Annotated in this window: 2 protein-coding genes; both read right to left on the reverse strand. The window is 34.0% G+C overall.

All coding sequences use genetic code 11. The annotated features are described in order from the left end of the window. Window positions 1-12 precede the first annotated feature (12 nt). A complete protein-coding gene (locus FDT66_RS06145; RefSeq protein WP_138535290.1) occupies window positions 13-21,060 on the reverse strand; it encodes an isopeptide-forming domain-containing fimbrial protein in 21,048 nt (7,015 codons plus the stop codon). A 127-nt stretch (window positions 21,061-21,187) separates the two neighbouring features. After that, window positions 21,188-22,507 carry a serine hydrolase domain-containing protein gene (locus tag FDT66_RS06150; protein WP_138535291.1) on the reverse strand — a complete coding sequence of 440 codons (1,320 nt, stop codon included), beginning with the start codon at window positions 22,505-22,507 and terminating at the stop codon, window positions 21,188-21,190. Window positions 22,508-22,581 lie beyond the last annotated feature (74 nt).

Consider the following 22,581-nt stretch of genomic DNA (forward strand, 5'->3'; position numbering starts at 1 on the left):
CTTCTTTATTTTTTATCTTCTTAAATATACCCAACCTGTTTTTGGTGATCTGTTTCCATCGTTGAAATATATTGTGTAAAAATAAGCTCCTGTTGGGAGTAATCCATTATTTAATGATGTTCCGTCCCAAGAAATTGGTTTACTATTTGGGTTTCCATTATGTTGGTATTCAAATAATTTATAACCATATCTATTTACAATTTGAATTCTAAATTTAGGATATTCTACATGTAAATTAGGTATTTCAAAAGTTTCGTTGATAGTATCTCCATTTGGTGTAAATGTTTCTGGAACTTTTATCACAATATTTGGAGATATTGTTGTGATTTCTACAAAATCGTCTTCTGTATTATTGCCATTTCCAGGTATAGAATCTGGATCTGTAGTGCCAGAAGCTGTAACCTCAGCAGTACTTACCCAATTTCCTATGTTTAAAACTTTCGCTGTAATATTTAACGTTTCTGTTGTATTTGTTTGTATTAAGTTAATAGTCCAAATTCCTGTAGATTCTTCATAAGTTCCTAAAGAACTTGTAACATTTACAAACTGATATCCTGAAGGAAGCAAACTTGTAACTTGTACATTTGTAGCTTCACTTGGTCCGTTGTTTAGTAAAGTTACTGTAAACGTAATATTTTCATCTACAGTAGGGTTTTGATTATCTACTTGCATTCTTAACTCTAAATCTGCAACGGAAGATGCTGTAAATGTTACACACGATTTATTGTTTACTATATTAGAGTCTCCTTGATTAATTGTTTGTACTTCTGCACAGTTTTCATAATTTCCAGAAGGAAGCACTTCAACTTCAATAATAAGAATTTTGACTTCATCTTTATTAACAATACCAACATTCCAATTTCCAGTAACATTGTCATAAGGGCTAGAACTTGTGTGTTTTATATATTTTAAACCTGAAGGTAAAAGGTCTTTTACAACAACTCCTGTGGCTGTATTTGGTCCAAAATTTGTAACTGAAATTTCATAACTTATAATATCACCAACGTTAGGAATTGTGTTTCCTAATAACTTTTTAGAAACGCTAACATCTACTACAGAACCTGGTGTAATTGAAACTGAACCAACATTGTTTGATGTATCAGAATCTGATTGATTAGCTCTTAAATTAGAGGTTGTATTGGTAATTACTTGACCTGTTGTACCTGTATTTACAGTTGCTGTAATTTCTAAAACTGCGTTTGAGCCATTTGTTATGGTGCCAATATTCCATAAACCAGTTGCTGGATTATACGTTCCATTTACTGAAGTAGAACTTAAGTACGAAACTCCTGTTGGCAAGACATCTTCTATAGAAACATTTGTAGCGTCATTTGGTCCATTGTTGGTAATTGTAATTTGATATACGATCGATTCTCCTTCATTTGGTGATGCATTACTTACTGTTTTTACAACTTCTAAGTCTGAGTTTGTGACTGTAATGCTTTCTTCTAAATCGTCTGTTGAAGAATTTAAATCAGATTGGTCTTGTGTTTTAGAAATTGTACTAATTAAAGTAGTACCTCCAGTTCCTGCACCAACTAAAGCTCTAATTGTTAAGGTTTCTGTAGTTCCGGATATTAAAGAGCCAATATTCCAAGTTGGAGCTGTCCAAATTCCTTCACTTGGTGTTGCTCCAACATAGGTTAATCCTACTGGTAACACATTAGCAATAATAAGATTTGTAGCAGTTGATGGTCCGTTATTTGTAGCTGTAATTGTGTACATAATAACGTCTGCTTCATTTGGATTATTATTGTCAACTGTTATAGATACTACAACATCTGCATTAACTTGTGGAACAACATTTGCACACGCATAATCGTCTTCTGTTGTAATTCCATTTCCAGGTGTAGAATCTGAATCTATTTGATCTGCAGCAGTAATTTCTGCACAATTTTCATAAACTCCAATTCCCAAAACTTCAGCTTCAATAAAAAGAATTTTTGTTTCATCTTTTGCAAGAGAGCCAACATTCCAATCTCCTGTTACATCATTATAAATACTAGAACTATTGTATTTTACAAATTTTAAACCTGAAGGTAATAGATCTTTTACAATTATTCCTGTGGCTAGGTTTGGTCCATCGTTTGCAACTACAACTTCGTAACTTATAATATCACCAATAATTGGTGTTGTATTATTCCCTAAAACTCTTGTTGTAAGACTTAAATCAATAGAAGAACCTGGTGTTATAATTACTTCTCCAACGTTATTAGAAGTATCTGGATCTGCTTGATCTGCAACTAAATTAGATGTTGTATTTGTAATAGTATTTTGTGAAGTTCCAGCATCTACAGTTACATTAATTGTAAGCGTAACAATATCTCCATTATTAATAGTTCCAATATTCCAAAATCCTGAACCTTGATTGTAATTTCCAACATTCGCAAAATGACCAGCATAAGTTACGCCACTTGGTAAAACATCTACCAAACTAACACCTGTAGCATCATTAGGGCCTTTATTTTCTACTGTAATCTTGTAAATAATAGTATCTCCTTCGTTAGGTGATTGATTCGTTACAGTTTTTACAACTTCTAAATCTGAACTTGTTACAGCAATAGATTCAGAATTATCATCTGCAGTTATATTTGTATCCGTTTGATCTTGTGTATTGGTAATTGTATTTACTAAAGTTAAACCTTGAGAACCTACATCTACCTTTGCTTGTAATGTTAGTGTAGCTGTATTTCCTGGGGCCAAAGAGCCAACGTTCCAATTTGGTGCTGTCCAATTTCCACTACTTGTTATTCCTGTAAGATAAGTTAATCCGCTTGGTAAATTATCTGTAACTACTAAGTTTGTAGCTGTTGCTCCACCATTATTTTTAACACTTATGGTGTACGTTATAATGTCTCCTTCGTTCGGATTTTTATTATCTACAATTTTAGATAAAACAATGTCAGACTCACTTATAACTGAAACAGATGCTGATAAAACATCACTTACAGCATCAGGATCAGATTGCTTTCCGTTTGCAGCAGTTGTTGTGTTTGTAATTATTTGTCCACTCGTTCCAGGGTTTACTTTCGCTGTAATATTTAAAGTTTTTGAAGTTCCGTTTGGAACATTTCCTAAAATCCATAAACCAGAACCTGGATTGTAAGTTCCATTACTAGTATCGCTAACATATGAAACATCAGAAGGCAATAAATCTGTTAAATTTACTCCTGTTGCATCATTTGGTCCTTGGTTTTCAACTTTAATAGTATATATAATATTATCTCCTTCATTTACCAATGATAAATTAGTTGTTTTTGTTGTAACAAGTTCTGAACTAGTTATGTTAATGCTTTCTGTTAAATCGTCTGGAGTTATATTTGAATCTGTTTGGTCATGTGTTTTACTAATTGTATTTACCAATGTTTGTCCTCCAATTCCTAAGCCAACAATTGCTTTTACTGTTAATGTTGCAGAGCTTCCAACTGCTAAAGAACTTACTTGCCAATTAGGTAATGTCCAAGTACCTTGACTAGGTGTTACAACTCCATATGTTAAACCAGCTGGCAAAGCATCTGTAACATTTAAATTGGTTACTAATGCTGGCCCATTATTTGTTGCAGTAATTGTATATGTAATTACATCACCAATATTAGGTGTTGGATTATCAACAACTTTTGTTAACACAATATCAGATAGGTTATCTATTATGAGTGTTGCAGAAAGTTCGTTTCCAGCATCTGTTGGGTCAGATTGGTCTCCAATTGCTTTTGTGGTTGTATTTGTAATTGTATTTCCTGCTTGACCACTATTTACAGTAGCTTTAATGTTTAAAGTAACAGTTTCTTGGTTTAGTATGTTACCAATTATCCAATGTCCTGAACCATTGTTGTAAATACCATTTGTAGTTGTATGAGTTACATAGGTTACTCCAACTGGTAAAATGTCTGTTAAAGAAACATCTGTTGCATCTGAGTTTCCATTATTAAAAACCGAAATTGTATAGGTTACCTCTTCACCTTCAAAAGAAGTTCCATCATTGCTACTTGTAGTTACCGATTTCTTTGTAATTAAATCTGCACTAGATACTATAATTGTAGATGAAAGCACATCTGTTGTTGTTACAGAATCTGATTCGTCTCCTATTGCTGCAGTAGTTGTATTTGTGATTGTGTTTCCTCCTTGACCTGCATCTACAATTGCTCTTAATTTTAAAATTTTTGTAGATGCATTTGCTAAAGTTCCAATTGTCCAAACTCCTGTTGTTGCATTATATGCTCCAGAAGTATTATCACTTAAATAAGTTACTCCTGAAGGTAATTTATCTATTAAACTTACATTTGTAGCATTACTTGGTCCATTATTAACAACTTTAATTGTGTATTCAATAGTTTGTCCTTCATCAGGATTTTGGATGTTTACAGATTTAGTGGTAACCAAATCTACACTTGTAACATTAATTGACGCACTTAAAATATCTCCAGAGTTTGTTGGATCTGATTGATCTCCTTTTGCTGCAGTTGTTGTATTTACAATTGGTGTTTGTAAAACTCCTGTTCCTGCATCAACTTTTGCAGAAATATTTAAGTTTTTAACTGCTCCGTTTATTATTGTTCCAATATTCCAAAGTCCTGTTGTATTGTTATATGTTCCATTAGAATCATCAGAAATATAAGTAACACCAGCAGGTAAAACGTCTGTTAAGGTTACATTGGTTGACTCTGAAGGTCCGTTGTTTGTAACTTTAATATTATAAACGATGGTAGCACCTTCATTTGGTACTGCAATATCTACTGTTTTTACTGTAACTAAATTTGTACTTGTTACATTTATTATAGCACTAGTAATATCTCCATTTGTTCCTGGATCTGATTGGTTACTTTTTGCAGTTGAAGTTGTATTTGTAATTATAGAACCTCCTGTTCCTGCATTAACAATTCCTGTAATTGTTAGGGTTTCAGAAGCACCATTATTTATGTTAAAACCATTCCAAATACCAGATCCTACATTGTAACTTCCAGCAGTACTAGAATGATTTACATAAGTAATACCTGTTGGAAGATTATCTATCAAATTAACACCTGTAGCATCACTCATGCCGTTGTTTGAAACTTGAATTGAATAAATAATCGTATCACCTTCATTAGGAGTTGTGTTATCTACAGATATTTTAGTTATCAAGTCTGCAGATGTTACAACAACTGTTTCAGTTAAGTCGTCTACTGTTGCATTTGTATCTTTTTGATTCTGGGTATGAGAAACTACGTTTGTTAATGTTAATCCTCCAGAACCTGCATCCACACTTGCTTGTACAGTTAAGGTTTGTGGGTCATTTACAGATAATTTTGAAATGGACCAATTTGGAGCATTCCAAACACCAGATGTCACTGAAGCAGTTCCAAAAGTTAAACCTATTGGTAAAACGTCTGTTAATACGAAATTTGAAACTTCTGCACCTGACTTATTTTCTACTGTAATTGTATAGGTTAAAACATCTCCAATATTTGGAGTATTGTTGTCTACCGTTTTTGTTACAACAATATCTGAATTATTTGCAACAACAACATCAACAGATAAAAGGTCTGGTATTGTATTTGGATCTGTTTGATCTCCAACAGCAGCTGTAGTTGTTGTTGTTATTGTTTTTCTATTAGAACCAATACTTACTTTTGCTAAAATTTTGAGTTCTTTAGAATTCCCACTTGAAATATTACCAATAGACCACAAGCCAGAACCTGAGTTAAAGTTTGTGCCACTTGGTGCTATAAAGCTATCCAAAGTTAAATCATTTGGTAAAAGAGATGTTAAAGAAACATTCGTAGCATCATTTGGACCCTGATTATTTACTAATATGGAATAAGTAACGATATCACCTTCATTAGGGTTTAAATTATCCGCAGAAATCTTAGTTACTAATTCTGAACTAGCAACAGAAATTGATGCATTTAATATGTCTCCATTAGTAGTTGCATCAGTTTGATCTCCTGTTGCAACAGTTGTAATGTTTACAATTGATGTTCCTGCAGTTCCTGCATTTACTGTTGCATCAATATTTAATCTTGCTGTTGCACCATTTGCGATATTACCAATTGTCCAAATTCCTGAAGCTGCATTGTATGCTCCAGAAGCATCGTCATTAAGGTAAGTTACGCCATTTGGTAACATATCTGTTAAACGAACGTTTGTTGCATTACTTGGTCCATCATTCTTTACGGAAATAGTATATCTTACAGTATCTCCTTCATTTGGAGAAGTGTTGTTTACTGTTTTTGTTGTTACTAAGTTTGAATTGGTAATTGTTATACTCTCGTTAAAATCATCTGCAGTAAGATTGGTATCTATTTGCGTTTGAGTGTTTGAAACTACGTTTGTTAATGTTAATCCACCAGTACCAGAATTTACGGTAGCAACAATGGTTAAAGTTTCTGTTGTTCCAATTGCTAAAGAACCAATGTTCCAATTTGGTGAAATCCAAGCACCTGTACTTGGTGTAATTACTGTTGCGCTTAAACCAGCTGGAACCAAATTTTTAACAACTAGGTTGTCTACTCTTGTTGGACCATTATTTTTAGCAGTAATCGTAAATGTTACTACATCGCCAACATTTGGTGTAGCATTGTCAACTACATTTGTTAAAACAATATCCGCTAAATTTCCAATAGTAATAGCTACGCTATCTGAATTGTTTGTTGCTAAAGGATCATTATTATTTGCAGTTGCAGCAGATGTTGTGTTGGTAATTGTTGTACCACCCGTTCCAGCATCTACAGTTGCAGTTATTGCTAAACTTGCAGTTACATTTTTAGATAAATTTCCAATCGACCATAAACCAGTTGCTGTATTGTAAGAACCTGTTGTAGAGGTGTGACTTACATAAGTTACACCTGTTGGTAGGCTTTCTGTTATTGTTACTCCTGTTGCATCACTTGGTCCATTATTAGTAACTGTTAAGTTATAAATGATGGTTTCTCCTTCATTAGGGTTTCCTTTATTAACAGTTAAATTTGTACTTAAATCATTAGAAAGTACCTTAAAAGATGAAGTTAAAACATCATTTACAGTTGTTGGGTCTACTTCTGTTGCTTGTGCGGTTTGACTAACTACATTGTTTACAGTTTTACCTGCAGCACTTGCATTTACTGTTGTCACAATATCTAAAGAAGTAGAATTTCCACTTGCCAAAGATGTAATAGACCAAACTCCTGTTGCTGCAGTATAAGTGCCAGAACCAGTATCTGAAACGTAGGTTACGCCTGTTGGTAAAATATCAATTAAAGAAATATTTGTAGCTGTGCTTGGACCATTATTAGTAACCGTTAATGTGTAAGTAACTGAGTCTCCTACATTTGCTTCTGTAACATTTACAGTGTTTACAGTAACTAAATCTGCACTAATTACACTAATAGTAGCTGTTAAATCATCTCCAACAGTTGTTGGGTCTGATTGATTTCCTGAGGCAGCAATAGTTGTATTTGTAATACTTGTGTTACCTGTTCCTGAGTTTACAGTTGCAGTAATATTTAACGTTTCAGTACTATTTGTTGCAATATTTCCAATTGACCAAATTCCTGAAGTAGGGTTGTAATTTCCAGCAGCATCATCGCTTACATAAGTTACCCCAATTGGCAATCTATCAGTTAAAGTAACGCCTGTTGCATTGTTTCCAGAATTATTATTTACAGTAATGGTATAAACAATCGTTTGACCTTCTGTTGGTGAAGTGTTATCTACTGTTTTTGTAGTAATTAAATTGGTACTCGTTACTGTTAAAGAAGCAGCTAATGAATCTGGTGTAGCGTTAGAATCTGCTTGATCTGCTGTTGCAGCACTTGCAGTGTTCACAATTGTATTTCCACCAGTTCCTAAATTAATTTTTGCATCAATTAATAAGGTTTTACTAGCTCCTTGAGACAAAGTACCTATTGTCCAAATTCCTGTTGTACTGTTGAAGGTTCCTGATCCATTATCAGAAACATAAGTAACACCTGTTGGTAAAACATCTGTTAAAACAACATTTGTTGCAGTATTTGAACCTGTAGCATTTGTTACTTTTATAGAATAAGTAACTGTATCTCCTACATTTGGTGATGAATTATTTACTGTTTTTACCGTAAATAAATCAATTTGATTTACAGAAATTGTTTCTGAATCATCATCTGCAGTTGAATTAGAATCTGTTTGGTCTTGAGTATTAGAAATTGTATTTGTAATACTTGTTCCTGCTGTACCAGCGTTTACAGTTGCTTGAATAATTAAATTTCTTGTTTCGCCTGATGGCAATGTTGCCAGCGTCCAAGTTGATGCTGAGGAATTCCAAACTCCTGACCCAGCAAATTCACTTACAAAAGTTAAACCTGTAGGCAACACATCTGTAATTACAAGATTTGTTGCATTGGCAGGTCCTCTATTAGTAACACTAATCGTGTAGTTAATTGTATCTCCTTCGTTTGGAGTATTGTTATCTACAGTTTTACTTAAAACGATATCTGCAGCATTACCAATATTTAGCGTAGTTGATAATTTATCTTTAGCAGCACTTGGGTCTGTTTGATCTCCATTTGCAGAGGTTGTTGTTGCTACAATAGTTTGACCTGCTGTATTTGCATTTACTTTTGCAGAAATTATTAATGTTTTACTATTATTTTTACTAATACTACCAAGGTTCCATAAGCCAGTTGCATGGTTATAACTTCCACTTGCATTATCACTAACATATGTTAAGCCAGTTGGTAAAATAGAAGTTAAACTTGTATTGGTTTCGTCATTTGGACCATTATTGGTTACTTTAATTCTAATTTCTACAGTATCTCCTTCATTTGGAGTTGTATTATTTGAAGAAATTGTTGTGATTAAATCTGCTTGAGTTACTTTAATTACTGCTGATAAAATATCGCCAGAAGTATTTGTGTCAATAATGTTTCCTTGTGCAGCAGTTGTTGTCGTTGTAATTGTTCCTAATAAGGCAGCATTAGCATCTACAGTACCAATTAATAATAACGTTGTTGAATTGTTCTTTGCTAAGTTTCCTATACTCCAAACTCCAGTAGTTTGATTATATGTACCTGAATTAGGTACTGCTGATGAAAAATTAATTCCTGTTGGTAATAAACTTGTTAAATTAACACCTGTCTCATCATTTGGTCCATTATTTCTAACTTGTATCGTATAAATAACAGCATCACCTTGATTAGGTGTTGGGTTATCAACTAAAATTGTAGTAACTAGATTAGAACTAGAAACTGTTAATGAGGCAGTTAAAGAATCTCCAGCAGTTGTTGGGTCTGCTTGGTCTCCTGAAGCTCTATTTGCAATAGTATTTGTAATTGTTTGTCCAGAAGTACCTGCATTTACTATTCCAGAAATAACTAAACTTGCTGTGGTGTATTTTGGTATATTTCCAATAGTCCAAACTCCAGTTCCACTAGAATAACTTCCACTTGTTGTAGATGCTGATACAAAAGAAATACCTGTTGGTAAACTATCTTCTAAAGTTACATTAGTTTCATCATTTGGTCCATTATTTACAACATTAATGGTATAATTAACAGTATCTCCTTCATTTGGATTTGAGTTATCTACTAAAATTGTAGTTACTAAATTAGAACTCGTAACATTAATGGTTGCAACTAAAACATCACCATTTGTTGTTGGATCAGCTTGATCTCCTGCAGCTGCACCTGTATTAAATGTTATTGCATTTCCACCAGTATTATTACCTACAGTAGCTACAATATTTAATGTTTTGGTTTCTCCAGAAAGAATGCCTCCAATTGTCCATACACCTGAAGTCTCATCATAATTAGCACCAGCATCATCACTTACAAAGGTTAAACCAGATATTGTGCTTAAAATATCTGTTGTTAATGATACATTGGTATCATCATTAACTCCATTATTAGTAACGTTAATCGTGTAAATAACAGAATCGCCCACATTTGGAGTGTTGTTGTTTACAGTTAATACGGTTATTATATCTGAAACTGTAACTGTAATATCAGCACTTAAAACATCTCCTACAGTTGTTGGGTCTGCTTGATCACCATTTGCAGCCGAAGTTGTATTTGTAATAGTTGAGCCATTTGTACCTGCATTAACTGTTGCTGTTATGTTTAGTGTTTCTGTATCTCCATTTGTTATGTTTCCTATTGTCCAAACACCTGTAGTATTTGAATAAGAACCTGTTGTTGCTGATGCACTTACAAAAGTAATTCCACTTGGTAAATTATCTGTAAGTGATACATTTGTTTCATCATTAGGTCCATTATTGGTAACATTAATACTGTAGATTATAGTATCTCCTTCATCTGGTAAAGTATTATTCACCGTTTTTACAGTAACTAAGTTTGAGCTGGTTACATTTATAGATGTAGATAAATTTGGATTTAAAACTGATGTATCTGTTTGATCACCCAAGGCAGCTGTAGTGGTTGATGTAATCGTAGTTCCTCCTGTACCAGAATTTACAGTTGCATTTAATACCAACGTTTCTGTGTCTCCATTTGTTAAAGCCCCAATACTCCATAATCCAGAGCCAGCATTATAAGAACCTTTACTTGGGGTATCACTTACATAAGTTAATCCTGTAGGTAATAAACTTGTTAAACTAACATTGTTATCTGTTGATGGACCATTATTAACAACTGTAATTGTATAAATTACTGTATCTCCTTCATTTGGAGTACTATTATTTACAGCAATGCTTGTTGCTAATTTTGCAGATTGAACGGTTAATGAAGTTGATAACACATCTCCAGTTGTAATTGTATCTACTTGATCTCCTGTTGCAGGGTTTGTAGATTTAAAAGTATAAGTATTTCCACCTGAAGCTAAGTTTACAGACGCAGTTATATTTAATGTTTTTGTTGCTCCAGAAGCTAAGTTACCTATTGTCCAAACTCCTGTTGTATTGTTATAAGCTCCAACACTATTATCACTTACAAAAGTTAAACCGCTTAAAGGCCAAGTATCTGTAGTAAGACTAACATTTGTTTCATCACTTGGTCCTGCATTTCTTACTCTAATTGAAAACACGACTGTATCTCCTTCATTTGGAACAGAATTATCTACTGAAAAAATAGTAATTAAGTTTGCGGAAGTAGGAATAATATCAGTTGTTAAAACGTCACCAACTGTTGTTGGATCTGTTTGATTTCCAGCAGCAGCTGTAGTTGAAATAGTAATTGTTTGATTTCCTTGATTAGAGTCTGCAGTTACATTTAACACTAAATTTACTGAACTTCCTCCACTAATATTTCCAATTGTCCAAACTCCTGTTGCATCATTATATGTTCCTGCACTTGCAACATTACTAACATAAGTTAATCCAGAAGGAATTAAACTTGTTAATGAAACGCCTGTTGCGCCACCTAAACTTGTATTTGTAACGGAAATTGTAATTGTATTTGGTGCATTTACATTTGGTGTAGGGTTACCAACACTTATATTAGTTACTAAGTTGATATTAGATACACTAATTGTAGTACTTAAAGTATCTCCTGAAGTCGTAGTATCTGTTTCTGTAGAAGTTACAGAAGTTACTGTATTTACAATATGAGAACCTGCTGTTGCTGCATCTACTGTAGCAGTAATTTCTAATGATTTTGAAGCTCCAATTGCAATTGTACCTGCTGTCCAAATACCTGTTGCTGAAACATAAGTTCCTGTTCCATTATCTGAAACATAAGTAATACCTGTAGGTAAAACATCGGTTAAAGAAACATTTGTTGCTACATCTGGACCATTATTTGTAACAGAAATTGTGTATTTAATAGTTTCTCCTTCATTTGGGGTTGTGTTATCTACAGAAATTATGGTAACTAAATCGATACTTTTCACATTAATATTTGCAGCTGCTGGCAACGCATTTGTTGCTTGTTGATTGGTTACTAAAGCGTTGACAGGAGTTGTAATTGTAGTTCCTGCTGTACCTGAGTTAACAGTTGCTGTAATTTCTATACTTGCATTGGATCCACTTGCAATTGAAGCTGGAGTCCAAAGACCGGTTGCAGAGTTATATGTTCCTCCACTGTTATCACTTACAAAAGTTAATCCTGAAGGTAAAATTGATGTTAATTTTATACCTGTAGCTGTGTTAGGTCCTGCATTAGAAATTGTAATAGTATATTTTACAGTATCTCCTTCATTTGGAGCTGCATTATCTACAGTAATTGTTGTAGTTAAACTTGCTTGACCTACAGTAAGTGGAGCTGTTAAAACATCTCCAGTTGTTGTTGCATCAACTTCAGTTCCTGAAGCAGTAGATGAAACAGTTCCTATAATTGTAGATCCTGCAGTTGCTGCATTAATTGTTGCAACAATATGTAAAACATCACTTTGATTATTTAAAATATTTCCAAGAGTCCAAACTCCTGTTGCGCTATTATAATCACCACTAGAATCGTCAGATTTATAGGTAACTCCTGCTGGTAAAGCAAATGTTAAACCTACATTAGATGCGTTACTTGGACCATTATTTTTTACTTTAATTTGATAGGTAATTTCGTCACCTTCATTTGGTGTGCTATTATTTACAGAAAGTACTGTAACCAAGTTTGCTTGTGGAATAGGGTTTACAACAACACTCGCAAAATCATCTTCAGTAGTATTTCCATTTCCAGGAGTAGAATCTGGATCTGTTTGATCTGCAAAAGCAACTTCTGCTTCTTGAGTATATATACCTGTAGGATTTACAGATGCTGTAATATTTAAAGTGTTTGTTGCTGCATTGTTTAAAGAGTTTATAAACCAATTCCCTGAAACTTCATCATAAGTTCCTTGAATAGCAGTTGCACTTACAAAAGTATAACCTGATGCCAATTTGCTTAAAACATCTAAATTGGTTACGTTGCTTGGACCATTGTTAGTAACTTCAATTGTAAATATAATTGTGCTTCCTACATTTGGAGTTGTATTATTTACTGAAATTGCTAAACTTAAATCTGCTTCATCATCAACCGTTAATGTTACAGTTGCTCTTTTAGAAACTGAAGTAGGTATATTTGTTACTTCATAAACAATGGTAACTGTTTTTCCTGCTTCTGCTAAAGTTGGTGTATAAGTTAATTTTCCTGTAGAGTTGTTAAAGCTAACAGTCCCCAAAGCTGTACCACCTGAAATCTGTGTAATTGTTGTATTTGCTCCTGGAAGAAAATCGTCATTCGTTAAAATATCTATTTCTGTTGGTTGCCCTACTTTTACATTACCTGAATCTCCATTTGCAACAGGTAAATTTGTGTTTGGATCTGTTGTATTAGGATTTCCATCATTATCTATATCTGGATCTCTTGCATCTGGAATTCCATCTCCATCAGTGTCTCTTTGAACAACAATGGTTACGATTCCGTTTGAACAATTTAATGGATCTACAATTTCGCACAATTTGTATTCTAAGAAATAAATTCCTGCAGAAACTGCACTTGTTATTTCTATATTACCAGAATTAAGGTTTAACGAAATACCTGTGTTGGTAACACTTATTTGAGTTAAGTTTACATCAGCAATATTTGCAATTGCATTGTTTAAAAGATCGTTATTTAAGACATTAACAACATTTGAGTTAGCCGTGTTTTCAACCACTGTAGCAGCGTCATTATTTGCATTAATAATGTTAGAAATAATTGATAATACTGCTGCATTAGATGTAACATTAGTATCACATACAAATGATGGTGTGCTTACCACTAATCTATATTGATTGCTATTAAAAGAACTATTATTAGGAACTACTTTTAAGTCTGGAGTTGTAGCCCCTGTATAAAATGCATTATCTGTAACGTTTGTCCAAGTAGAAGTACCACCAATATTAACTTGCCATTGATAAATAACATCTGTACCTGTACCAGTTGTTAATGGATTACCAGAAAAAGTAACGGTTCTATTAATATTTGTTAAATGATCTTTAGGCTGAACTGTAAAACCTGTTACTGCTTTAGAAGCTTGTAGAAAATCATCCGTCCCATTAGTATCTTTGTCTGAAGGTAATGTATTGTAAACATTGCTTGTTACACCTGCTGCAATAACTAAACCATTAGCGTCTACAGCTGGATTACCAGAACCATATTTACCATTATTATCAGCATCTGTATTTGCTCCATAAACTTCATTTACATCATTACAAGCATCGTTATCAGAATCTGTATCTAAAGAATTGATGATTCCATCTGAATCTACATCATTATTTGCTGCATCTTCAACAGTGTCTAAAATACCATCATTATCATCATCTAAATCGTTAATGTCTGCTACTAAATCTCCATCTGTATCTTTTAAAATTGTGATAGAAATTGTTGCTGTTGTACAGTTTGTAGGATCTATATTTTCACATACTTGATAATCAAAAGTATATACACCAACTGGTATTGTACCATTTGTAGTTAATTCTCCTGTTGATAAATCTAATATTATTCCTGTAGGAACAGAACCAACAGTAGTTATTGTTACGTCTGCATTATTAACTGAAACTGCATTTAATTCATCATTAGACAAAATGTTAGCAGTTAAAACTTGTGGATTATTTTCTGGTGCTGATACTGTATCGTCATTAGCAACTATAGAATCTGGATTAACCACTAATTTTGCAGAACTCGACTCAAAAGTTGAACCACAAATTACTGAAGGATTTGAAACCTGTAGCCTATACAAACTATTATTTAAAGAAAACCTTGCTGAAGAAATTGTTAAGCTTAAGGTGTTTGTTCCAGAATATGTTGCATCGTCTGCAATATTGACCCAAGTTGTTGCACCTGGAGTGGTTGTTTGCCACTGCAAAATTGGTTGCGTACCTGAACCAATTGTGTTTAACGCTACAACTATTGTTGCGTTGTCTCCAGAATTTATGGTGTATGTTGAATTTGGATTTGTTTTTATACTTTGAGCTGTAATAGATGGTTGTAAATAATCGTTTGTACCATTGCTATCTGCATCTCCAGGAAGTGTTACATAAGCTGAACCTGAAATTCCAGCTGCGGTTACTAATCCGTTGGCATCTACTGTAGGATTGCCTGTTCCATAAATACCATCATTATCAGAATCTGCACTTAAACCATAAACTTCAACAACATCATTACAAGAATCGCCATCTGAGTCTAAATCTAAAGAATTTAGAAGTCCATCTCCATCTGTATCAACATCACAGGCTAAAACTGCGATAAAAAAACCATCTCCTTCATTTGGACTCGGACCTACAGTTGTTGTAGACCAACTTACTGAATTAATTGGATTTAAAAATTCAATCGTACCATTGGCATCTCCACCTGGTACAGCTACGCCTGTTAACGTTGTATCAGAACTACTAGAGAGCGCAGCATTGCCAGTTGTTATAATTCTAAATGGCTCAGAGAATGTAAGTGTGTTTCCTGCAAGTTGTGCAATGTGAAAACGAATAATCCTTGTTTCACCACCTGCTAGTGTAAATGAGCCTCGACCTCCTGTACCACCACCATATTTAATTGCAGGTAGTACACCTGCGGAAGGACTAAAAAATGAACTTGGGGAACTGAAATTTGCCGATGTTACATCTGCCGAAGTCCACGGTGCTCCATTATTGCTAACTCCTGTTAATGTGAAATTAGAACCATCTACTGTCCCATCTATTTGATTTGGGTTAACAAAAGTATAGGTCCCTGTAGCACAAACTTCATTAACATCCAAAATTCCATCATTATCATCATCTAAATCGTTAACATCTGCAACACCATCAAAATCTGTGTCTAATAAAACATTAATAGTAATAGTTGCTGTTTGACAATTTGTTGGGTCTGCGTCTTCACATAAGGAGTATGACAAGGTATATATACCTGGAGCTACAGTGTTATCTACAGTTATATTACCTGTTGTTGTTTCTATTATAATTCCAGAAACTACAGATCCAGTTGTAGTAAGTGTTGTTGTTTTTCCTGCACCATTAATAATTGGTAGCACTCCAAGAAAAGTATCGTTTGCAATAATACTTGGACTTAAAGCTAAAGGAGAGGCTGCTGCACTTAATTGTGAAATTGTGTACGAATCGTCTGTAAGAACAATTGGATGCTTATTTACAGTCAATATTGCTGCAGTACTGATTTGTGGATTTAAACATACATTAGCTACTGGACTTACAATACATCTATATTTAAAGCCATTTTTATCTGATAGTGGATTTGCTATTGAAAGTGTTGCAGTAGTTGCGCCACTATACAAACCTCCATTTGCAATATCTGCAAAAGTTCCTGTTCCTGAGTCTTCTTGCCATTGATAAACTGGGTCCAAACCTGTACCTTGCAATTGAGGAACTACTGTAAAAGTTGCTGTGTCTGTAATAGAAACAGCTGTATTTACAGGTTGTGTTGTTATACTAACAACTTCTTTAGAAAGCTGTTTATAGTCTTGGATATTATCATTATTAGAATCTAAAGGAGATTTAACATATGCTCTAGTTGATGGAGCAATACCTGCAGCAATAACTAGTCCATTTGCATTTACACCTCCATTTGCTAAGGTTGGTGTTGCTCCATATTGTCCATTTGTATTTGTATCTGTACCTGCGCCATAAGCCTCGTCTGTGTCTGCACAACCATCTCCGTCACTATCTGTAGATAAGTAATCAAAGGAGCCATCATTATCTGTATCAATACTGGAAGAGACAGTAGACGCTTTGCCTTCATCTATATCAGTAATACCATCATTATCTGAATCTAAATCTCTAGAATCGATAACACCATCTCCATCTGTATCTTTGGTATCTTCAACCGTAATTGTTCCGGTTGCATTTATAGTACTACAACCACCTGTTAAAGGAATTGTATAATTGTAAACTCCCGGTAAAGTTGGAGTTCCTGTTATAGTTATGGTATTATTTGCCCAAGCTGCAGAAACACCCGGAGGTAAATTTGTAGCTATACCAATACCTGTTGCTCCTGTTGTAGTGTGTGTAATTGCTGTTAACGTTTGATCTTTTTCTAAAGTTGGTGTGGCAGAAGGTGCAGACACTGTGTTATTGGCAACTATTGTGATTTTTCCTGAAATAGTTGGTGCTGCTGCACACTGATTACTTGTTGTGCTTATTGTATAATTAAATACTCCTGCTGAAGTTGAGGTTGCGGTTCCAGAAATAGTAAACGTTTTTGCAACTTGATCATAAACTCCTGAGACTCCTGCTGGCAAACCTGTAACTGTTGCGTTATTGATATTTACCCCAGTATAAACAATATTTTGAATTGGACTACTTTCACATTCATTCTGATTATCTGTACCTACAGCTGAAGTTAAACGAATACTTGCTGGTGTTCCTAAAATTGTAAACACAGCACCATCATTTAGTGTAATTCCATTAAATGTAAGTACTTCTGAAGCTAATGCATTGGCAACTACTTTTGAAATGGTACCGTTTGTAAAATCTCCATTTCCATCTTCATCAATTAATAAAGTAAAATCAGTATTAAAATTACCTGGTAAACATAATCCTTTCAAATCAAAGGTAAAATCTACAGTACCTACATTGCCAGTATGTTTCACTTTCCACTCTCTAACAACTCTTTTTTTACCAAGTTCCGTGGTCGGTAAATCTGTTGTTTGTTCTGTTAAGACTGCATTGTTATGACCAATTAATAAGAAATCACCATTATCTAATGAGCTAGCATTAGTAAGTACAATATTTGCTTTTCCACTTTGCCCAGTACCATCACCAGAACCTGTATTAATACTGTTGGACTGAATTTGATTCAATCCACTAGCGTCATCTTTTCCAATTCCAAAAATATCGTTCCAATAAGTAGCATTATTCCATACTGGAATACCTGCTGAATTTAAATAATTTGACACAGATTTGTCTAGAGTAATACCATATTTAATAGCTAAATATGATTCTACTTTCTTTTTGTCATCTATAGACAATGATTTTGGGTACATTAAGACTTCTGCGATTTCTCCATCTAAAGGTAACCAACCTGAAGAAGTTGGATTGTTTGTGGCACCAATGAGTGGTACTAATTCAATTTCAGACCAGTCGCTTCCTCTTCTAGATGTTGTAATGAAAGCTCCATTTAATCGTGCAGATTGATTAGAAGCAAATGTAGCACCAACATCGTAATTATTGATAGTGAACTTAGTGGTCAAATCTGGAATTACATAATATTCGTAGGGAGATCTATCACTTACTAGTGCCCAATTTCTTAACAACCCTCCAAAAAAAGCTTTCCCCCAATTTGGAGTATCATTACCAATTGTAGGGTTTTGTATAGTTGAACCTATAACAGTAGCATTTTTATCTGAATTGGTTTTATAAACGGCATAAGCTTCTTGGGCGACAATAGAAGAGTTACCATCCAATCTATTGGGTGGCAGAGGAACCGCAGGTGCTCCAGTGTTTAGTATTTCGACAGTAGGGTTAAAGTTTAGTGCATTTTGCTTATAACCTACAGAACCAATCTTGGTAAAAGAATTAATTCCTGTTTGATCTAACCAAGCTGTCAAATCAGTACCAGAAGCAGTTACTCCATCATTAGCTTTCAACCAGAGATTAGATCCGGTGACTCCAGGCCCTGGTGTTGAAATATTAGAATCCAAGACAAATGTAAATACAGCATCACTTGGTAGCTTAACATTATCAAATGTTATTATACCTGAGATAATGGAGGTTGCGTCTATTACCGACACTGTACCATTTGTAAAATCGCCATTGCCATCCAAATCAATTAACATCTTATAATTCATCAGCCCAATTGGAAGACCTGATAGACCAAGGGTATTAAAGCTCAAACTGACTGTTCCTACATCATTTGTGTGGGCTACCTTCCATTCACGAGCCAAACGCTTTACATTAGCTTGAGAGGCAGGCAAGTCTGTAGATATTATATCAGTAAATAACTTATTATCATGGCCAATCATCAAGAAATCTCCTTCATCCAATGAAGAAGGATTGCTGATTATTATGTTTCCTTTGCCGCTTTGACCTGTCCCATCACCAGAACCTGTATTAATACTGTTGGATTGGGTTTGGTTTAAACCACTTACATCATCTTTCCCTATACCAAAAACATCATTCCAATAAGAGGTATTGCTCCATATTGAATTACCTGCCGAATTGATATAATTTGCTACTGAAGACTCTAAGCTGATTCCGTATTTTATTGCCAGATAGGATTGAATTCTAGTCCTTTCTGAAGCTGTATGAGCTACAGGATACATAATGACCTCAGCCATTTGACCCTGAAAAAAATTTGGATCACTGGACCACTGCGTTCTACCTACATATGGAATATCACTAAAGTTTTCCATTGAACTACCTCCTCCTGCAATACTAATCGTACTAAAAAACTGTCCGTCAATGTATGTTTGTTGCTCTGTGGCACCCTTTCCTGGAACTATTTGAAAGTTTCCAATTCGCGCTTTTTCGGTACCCAAATTTCCGGTGGATCCTGCATAAAGAAGATTAGAAATATTATTGTTTCCAGTCCACATAGACTGCCCTCGCATCATATACCCTATATTTGTCGGTGGATTACTATCGGGTGTAGAAACACTTAATACAGCTCCTCCATTGCCAGCTAAATCTCTTTTAATTACTGCATATAAAGTTTGGAAGGTAATGGCAGTATTTCCGGTCATATAATCACCAGTTCCATCAAAATCAATTGCATTATTAAAATTTATGGATGACACACCTGTTTGAGGATCTCCAGAAACAGTAAATGTATTGTTTCCACTCTGATCTACCCAAACTGCCAGATTACTTCCACTGTTGGTTACTCCTTCATCGGCTTTAAGCCAAAGGTTAGACCCCAACACACCTCCAGGTCCAGAATTAATACCAGTTGCAAAAGCCAAAACAGCTCCATCTGGAAGATTTACCCCATTAAAAATCAGTTTTGAGCTTCCAAATGAATTTGGAACAATTTGCTGAACTAAACCAGTAGTAAAATCTCCATCACCGTCTGAATCAATCAACAAGCGGTAATTATTGACATTGGTAGTTCCTCCGGAAGTAGTAATTCCATTAAAGTCAAATTCCAAATCAACAGTTCCTGGATCACCTGTGCGCTTTACCTTCCACTCCCTTCCTAGTCTAAGCATTGATAACCCTGATGGCAAATCGTTCAGTTGTTCTGTCAAAGCACCATTATTATGGCCAATCATCAAAAAATCACCATTCTCTAAAGATGAAGGGTTGCTTAAAATAATATTTCCTTTTCCACTTTGCCCACTACCATCACCAGAACCTGTATTAATACTATTAGATTTTACCTGATTTAACCCACTAATATCATCCTTTCCAATTCCAAATACATCATTCCAATAAGAAGTATCATTCCATATAGAAGCACCAGACGAATTAGTATAATTTGCAACTGATGGATCTAAGCTGATTCCATATTTTAATGCCAAATAACTTTCAAGTTTTATTTGATCACTAGAGACCAAATCTTTACCAAAAAAAGAAATCTCTGCAATATCTCCAGAAAAAAAAGATATAGGATCTGATCTACTTGTTTCTGAATGGGCTATTTTAAAACTTTTTTGTGAGTTAGAATTATAATTAGATATTGTTTTTGTTCCTACTAATTCACCATCTACATATAATGTTGATGAGGAACCATCATATTTAGCAGTAAAGAGCTTCCATTCATTCAGGGCAACTGCTCCCCCACTAATACTAGTTAAAGCTGAACCATCTCCCATCAAAAACTCCCACTGTCCACTAATTATTTCTATAGCATATCCATCAATTGAAAGAAAATAGGTATGAAGACTATTTATAATGCTTGCACTATTTGTCAATTGGTTAGCACTTACCAGTATACTTAGAGTAAATGGAGCAGTATTTAATTTTACATCATAAGGAATTGAAACCCTGTCATCAGTACCATCAAAAATTATGGTTGAATTAAAGTTTGCTTGTTGGGAAGTAACTTGAGGATCTCCGACAATATTGGTTAGATTATTATTTGTCTGGTCTATCCATGAGGCTAAGGTTCCTGATGAAGGTGCAACCCCAGTATCTGACTTTAACCACAAATTAGCCCCCGAAACTCCTCCTGGATTCGTTTGTGAAAATGTAATTATAGATAAAAAACTAAAAATAAGAAAATTTGTTCTTTTTAAAGTTGAAGTAAATTTTATAAATGAATTTAAGTAACTGATTGCCATACTTACATTATATTTGTTTGTGAAAATTTCACTAAATAATTTTGTGTAAAAATATTAAATTTTAACAAGTTTATAACATATTTATTGTTTTTATAGTGACTATAAAGCCTTTAACATTTTAAAAATGTTAATTTATACTTTTTATCAATTCAGATAAAAACTTATTTTCATCAAAACCTGTTAAACCAAAACGCACAATTACCATTTCTTCATTTGGCAAAATATATACTCTTTGTCCTTGAAAACCATCTGCAAAAAACATGTTTTTTGGAACGTCTTTAAATTGTTTTCCTGCATTTAACCAAAATTGTGCACCATATATTCCGTTAGAAGTTGGTGTAGGTGTAGTTACATAATCTACCCAATTGTTGCTAAACAATTGTTCTCCATTCCAATTTCCTCGACGCAAATACAATAATCCGAATTTTGCCCAATCTCTAGCAGTTGCCCAAGCATAAGAAGAACCTACGTAATTTCCATCCAAATCGGTTTCTACAGTCATAGAATTCATACCTATTTTATCAATTAAATTTGTGTACCAAAAATCTAAATATTCTTGATGTGTTTTAAACTGACTTCTTAAAATTCCTGAAAGCAAATTGGTGGTTCCAGAAGAATAATTCCAAGTTTGGTTTGGTTTCCCTACCAATTGTTTTTTTTCTTGTTCTTTAGCCATATTTCGCTCTAAAAACAACATTCTTGTCGCATCAGAAATCTCTTCGTAATTTTCATCCCAAGCCAAACCAGAATTCATTTGTAGCAAATTGTGAATGGTAATATTTTTTCTATCGTCATTTTGCCAACTTTTAATTGGTGCTTTGTCTTGCACATTTAATTTCCCTTGAGATTGTAAAATTCCGAATATGGTTCCAGTAATACTTTTCGTCATAGACCAACCCAATAATTTTGAGTTTTTATCAAATCTATCAGCATAACGTTCTGCAATAATTTGGTTTTTATAAATTACAATTCCTGCTCTTGTTTGGTTTTTCTCTTCAAACAAATAATTTAATGCTTTTTCTAATTTTTTATAATCAACATTTGCAAAAACAGTATCTTTTTGAGGTGCATTTCCGTAAGGAAAAGGCGTATTGTTAACAGGCTTCGTTCTTTTAGGAACTAAATAGGGTGCAGTTGCATCACTTTCATCTAACATTAAAACAACTCCTAAACCTTCTCTATAAATTGCTTTTCTGGTTAATAAGCCAAATGCGGATGAGATTGCAACCTTCCTCTCTTTATCTACTTTATCGCTTGCTAAATTTACGGGTGAAAAATTATTATCAGTTGTATCTGTTAATTCTAAACTTCTTTCTGCTAAAAAAACAGAAGAAGCCATGTTTTTTGCAGAATAACCAGACAACATATTTAATTTCGGGTAATTATAAATAACTGTAAGTATTAACAAAACAGCTAATAAAAGTAAAATTCTTTTCAAAATCTTCATCAACACAAGTTTTAATAATGTAAAAATAAGAAAATCATCTTCAGTTTATGAAAACTTAAAATTACATCCTCTAT

Origin of the sequence: Polaribacter aestuariivivens, assembly GCF_005885675.1 — a bacterium.
In the GTDB taxonomy this organism is placed as follows: Bacteria; Bacteroidota; Bacteroidia; order Flavobacteriales; family Flavobacteriaceae; genus Polaribacter; species Polaribacter aestuariivivens.

Excerpts from the sequence above, each read along its gene's own strand:
- FDT66_RS06145 (WP_138535290.1), bottom strand. The coding sequence starts at position 21,060 with ATGGCAATCAGTTACTTAAATTCATTTATAAAATTTACTTCAACTTTA.
- FDT66_RS06150 (WP_138535291.1), bottom strand. The coding sequence starts at position 22,507 with ATGAAGATTTTGAAAAGAATTTTACTTTTATTAGCTGTTTTGTTAATA.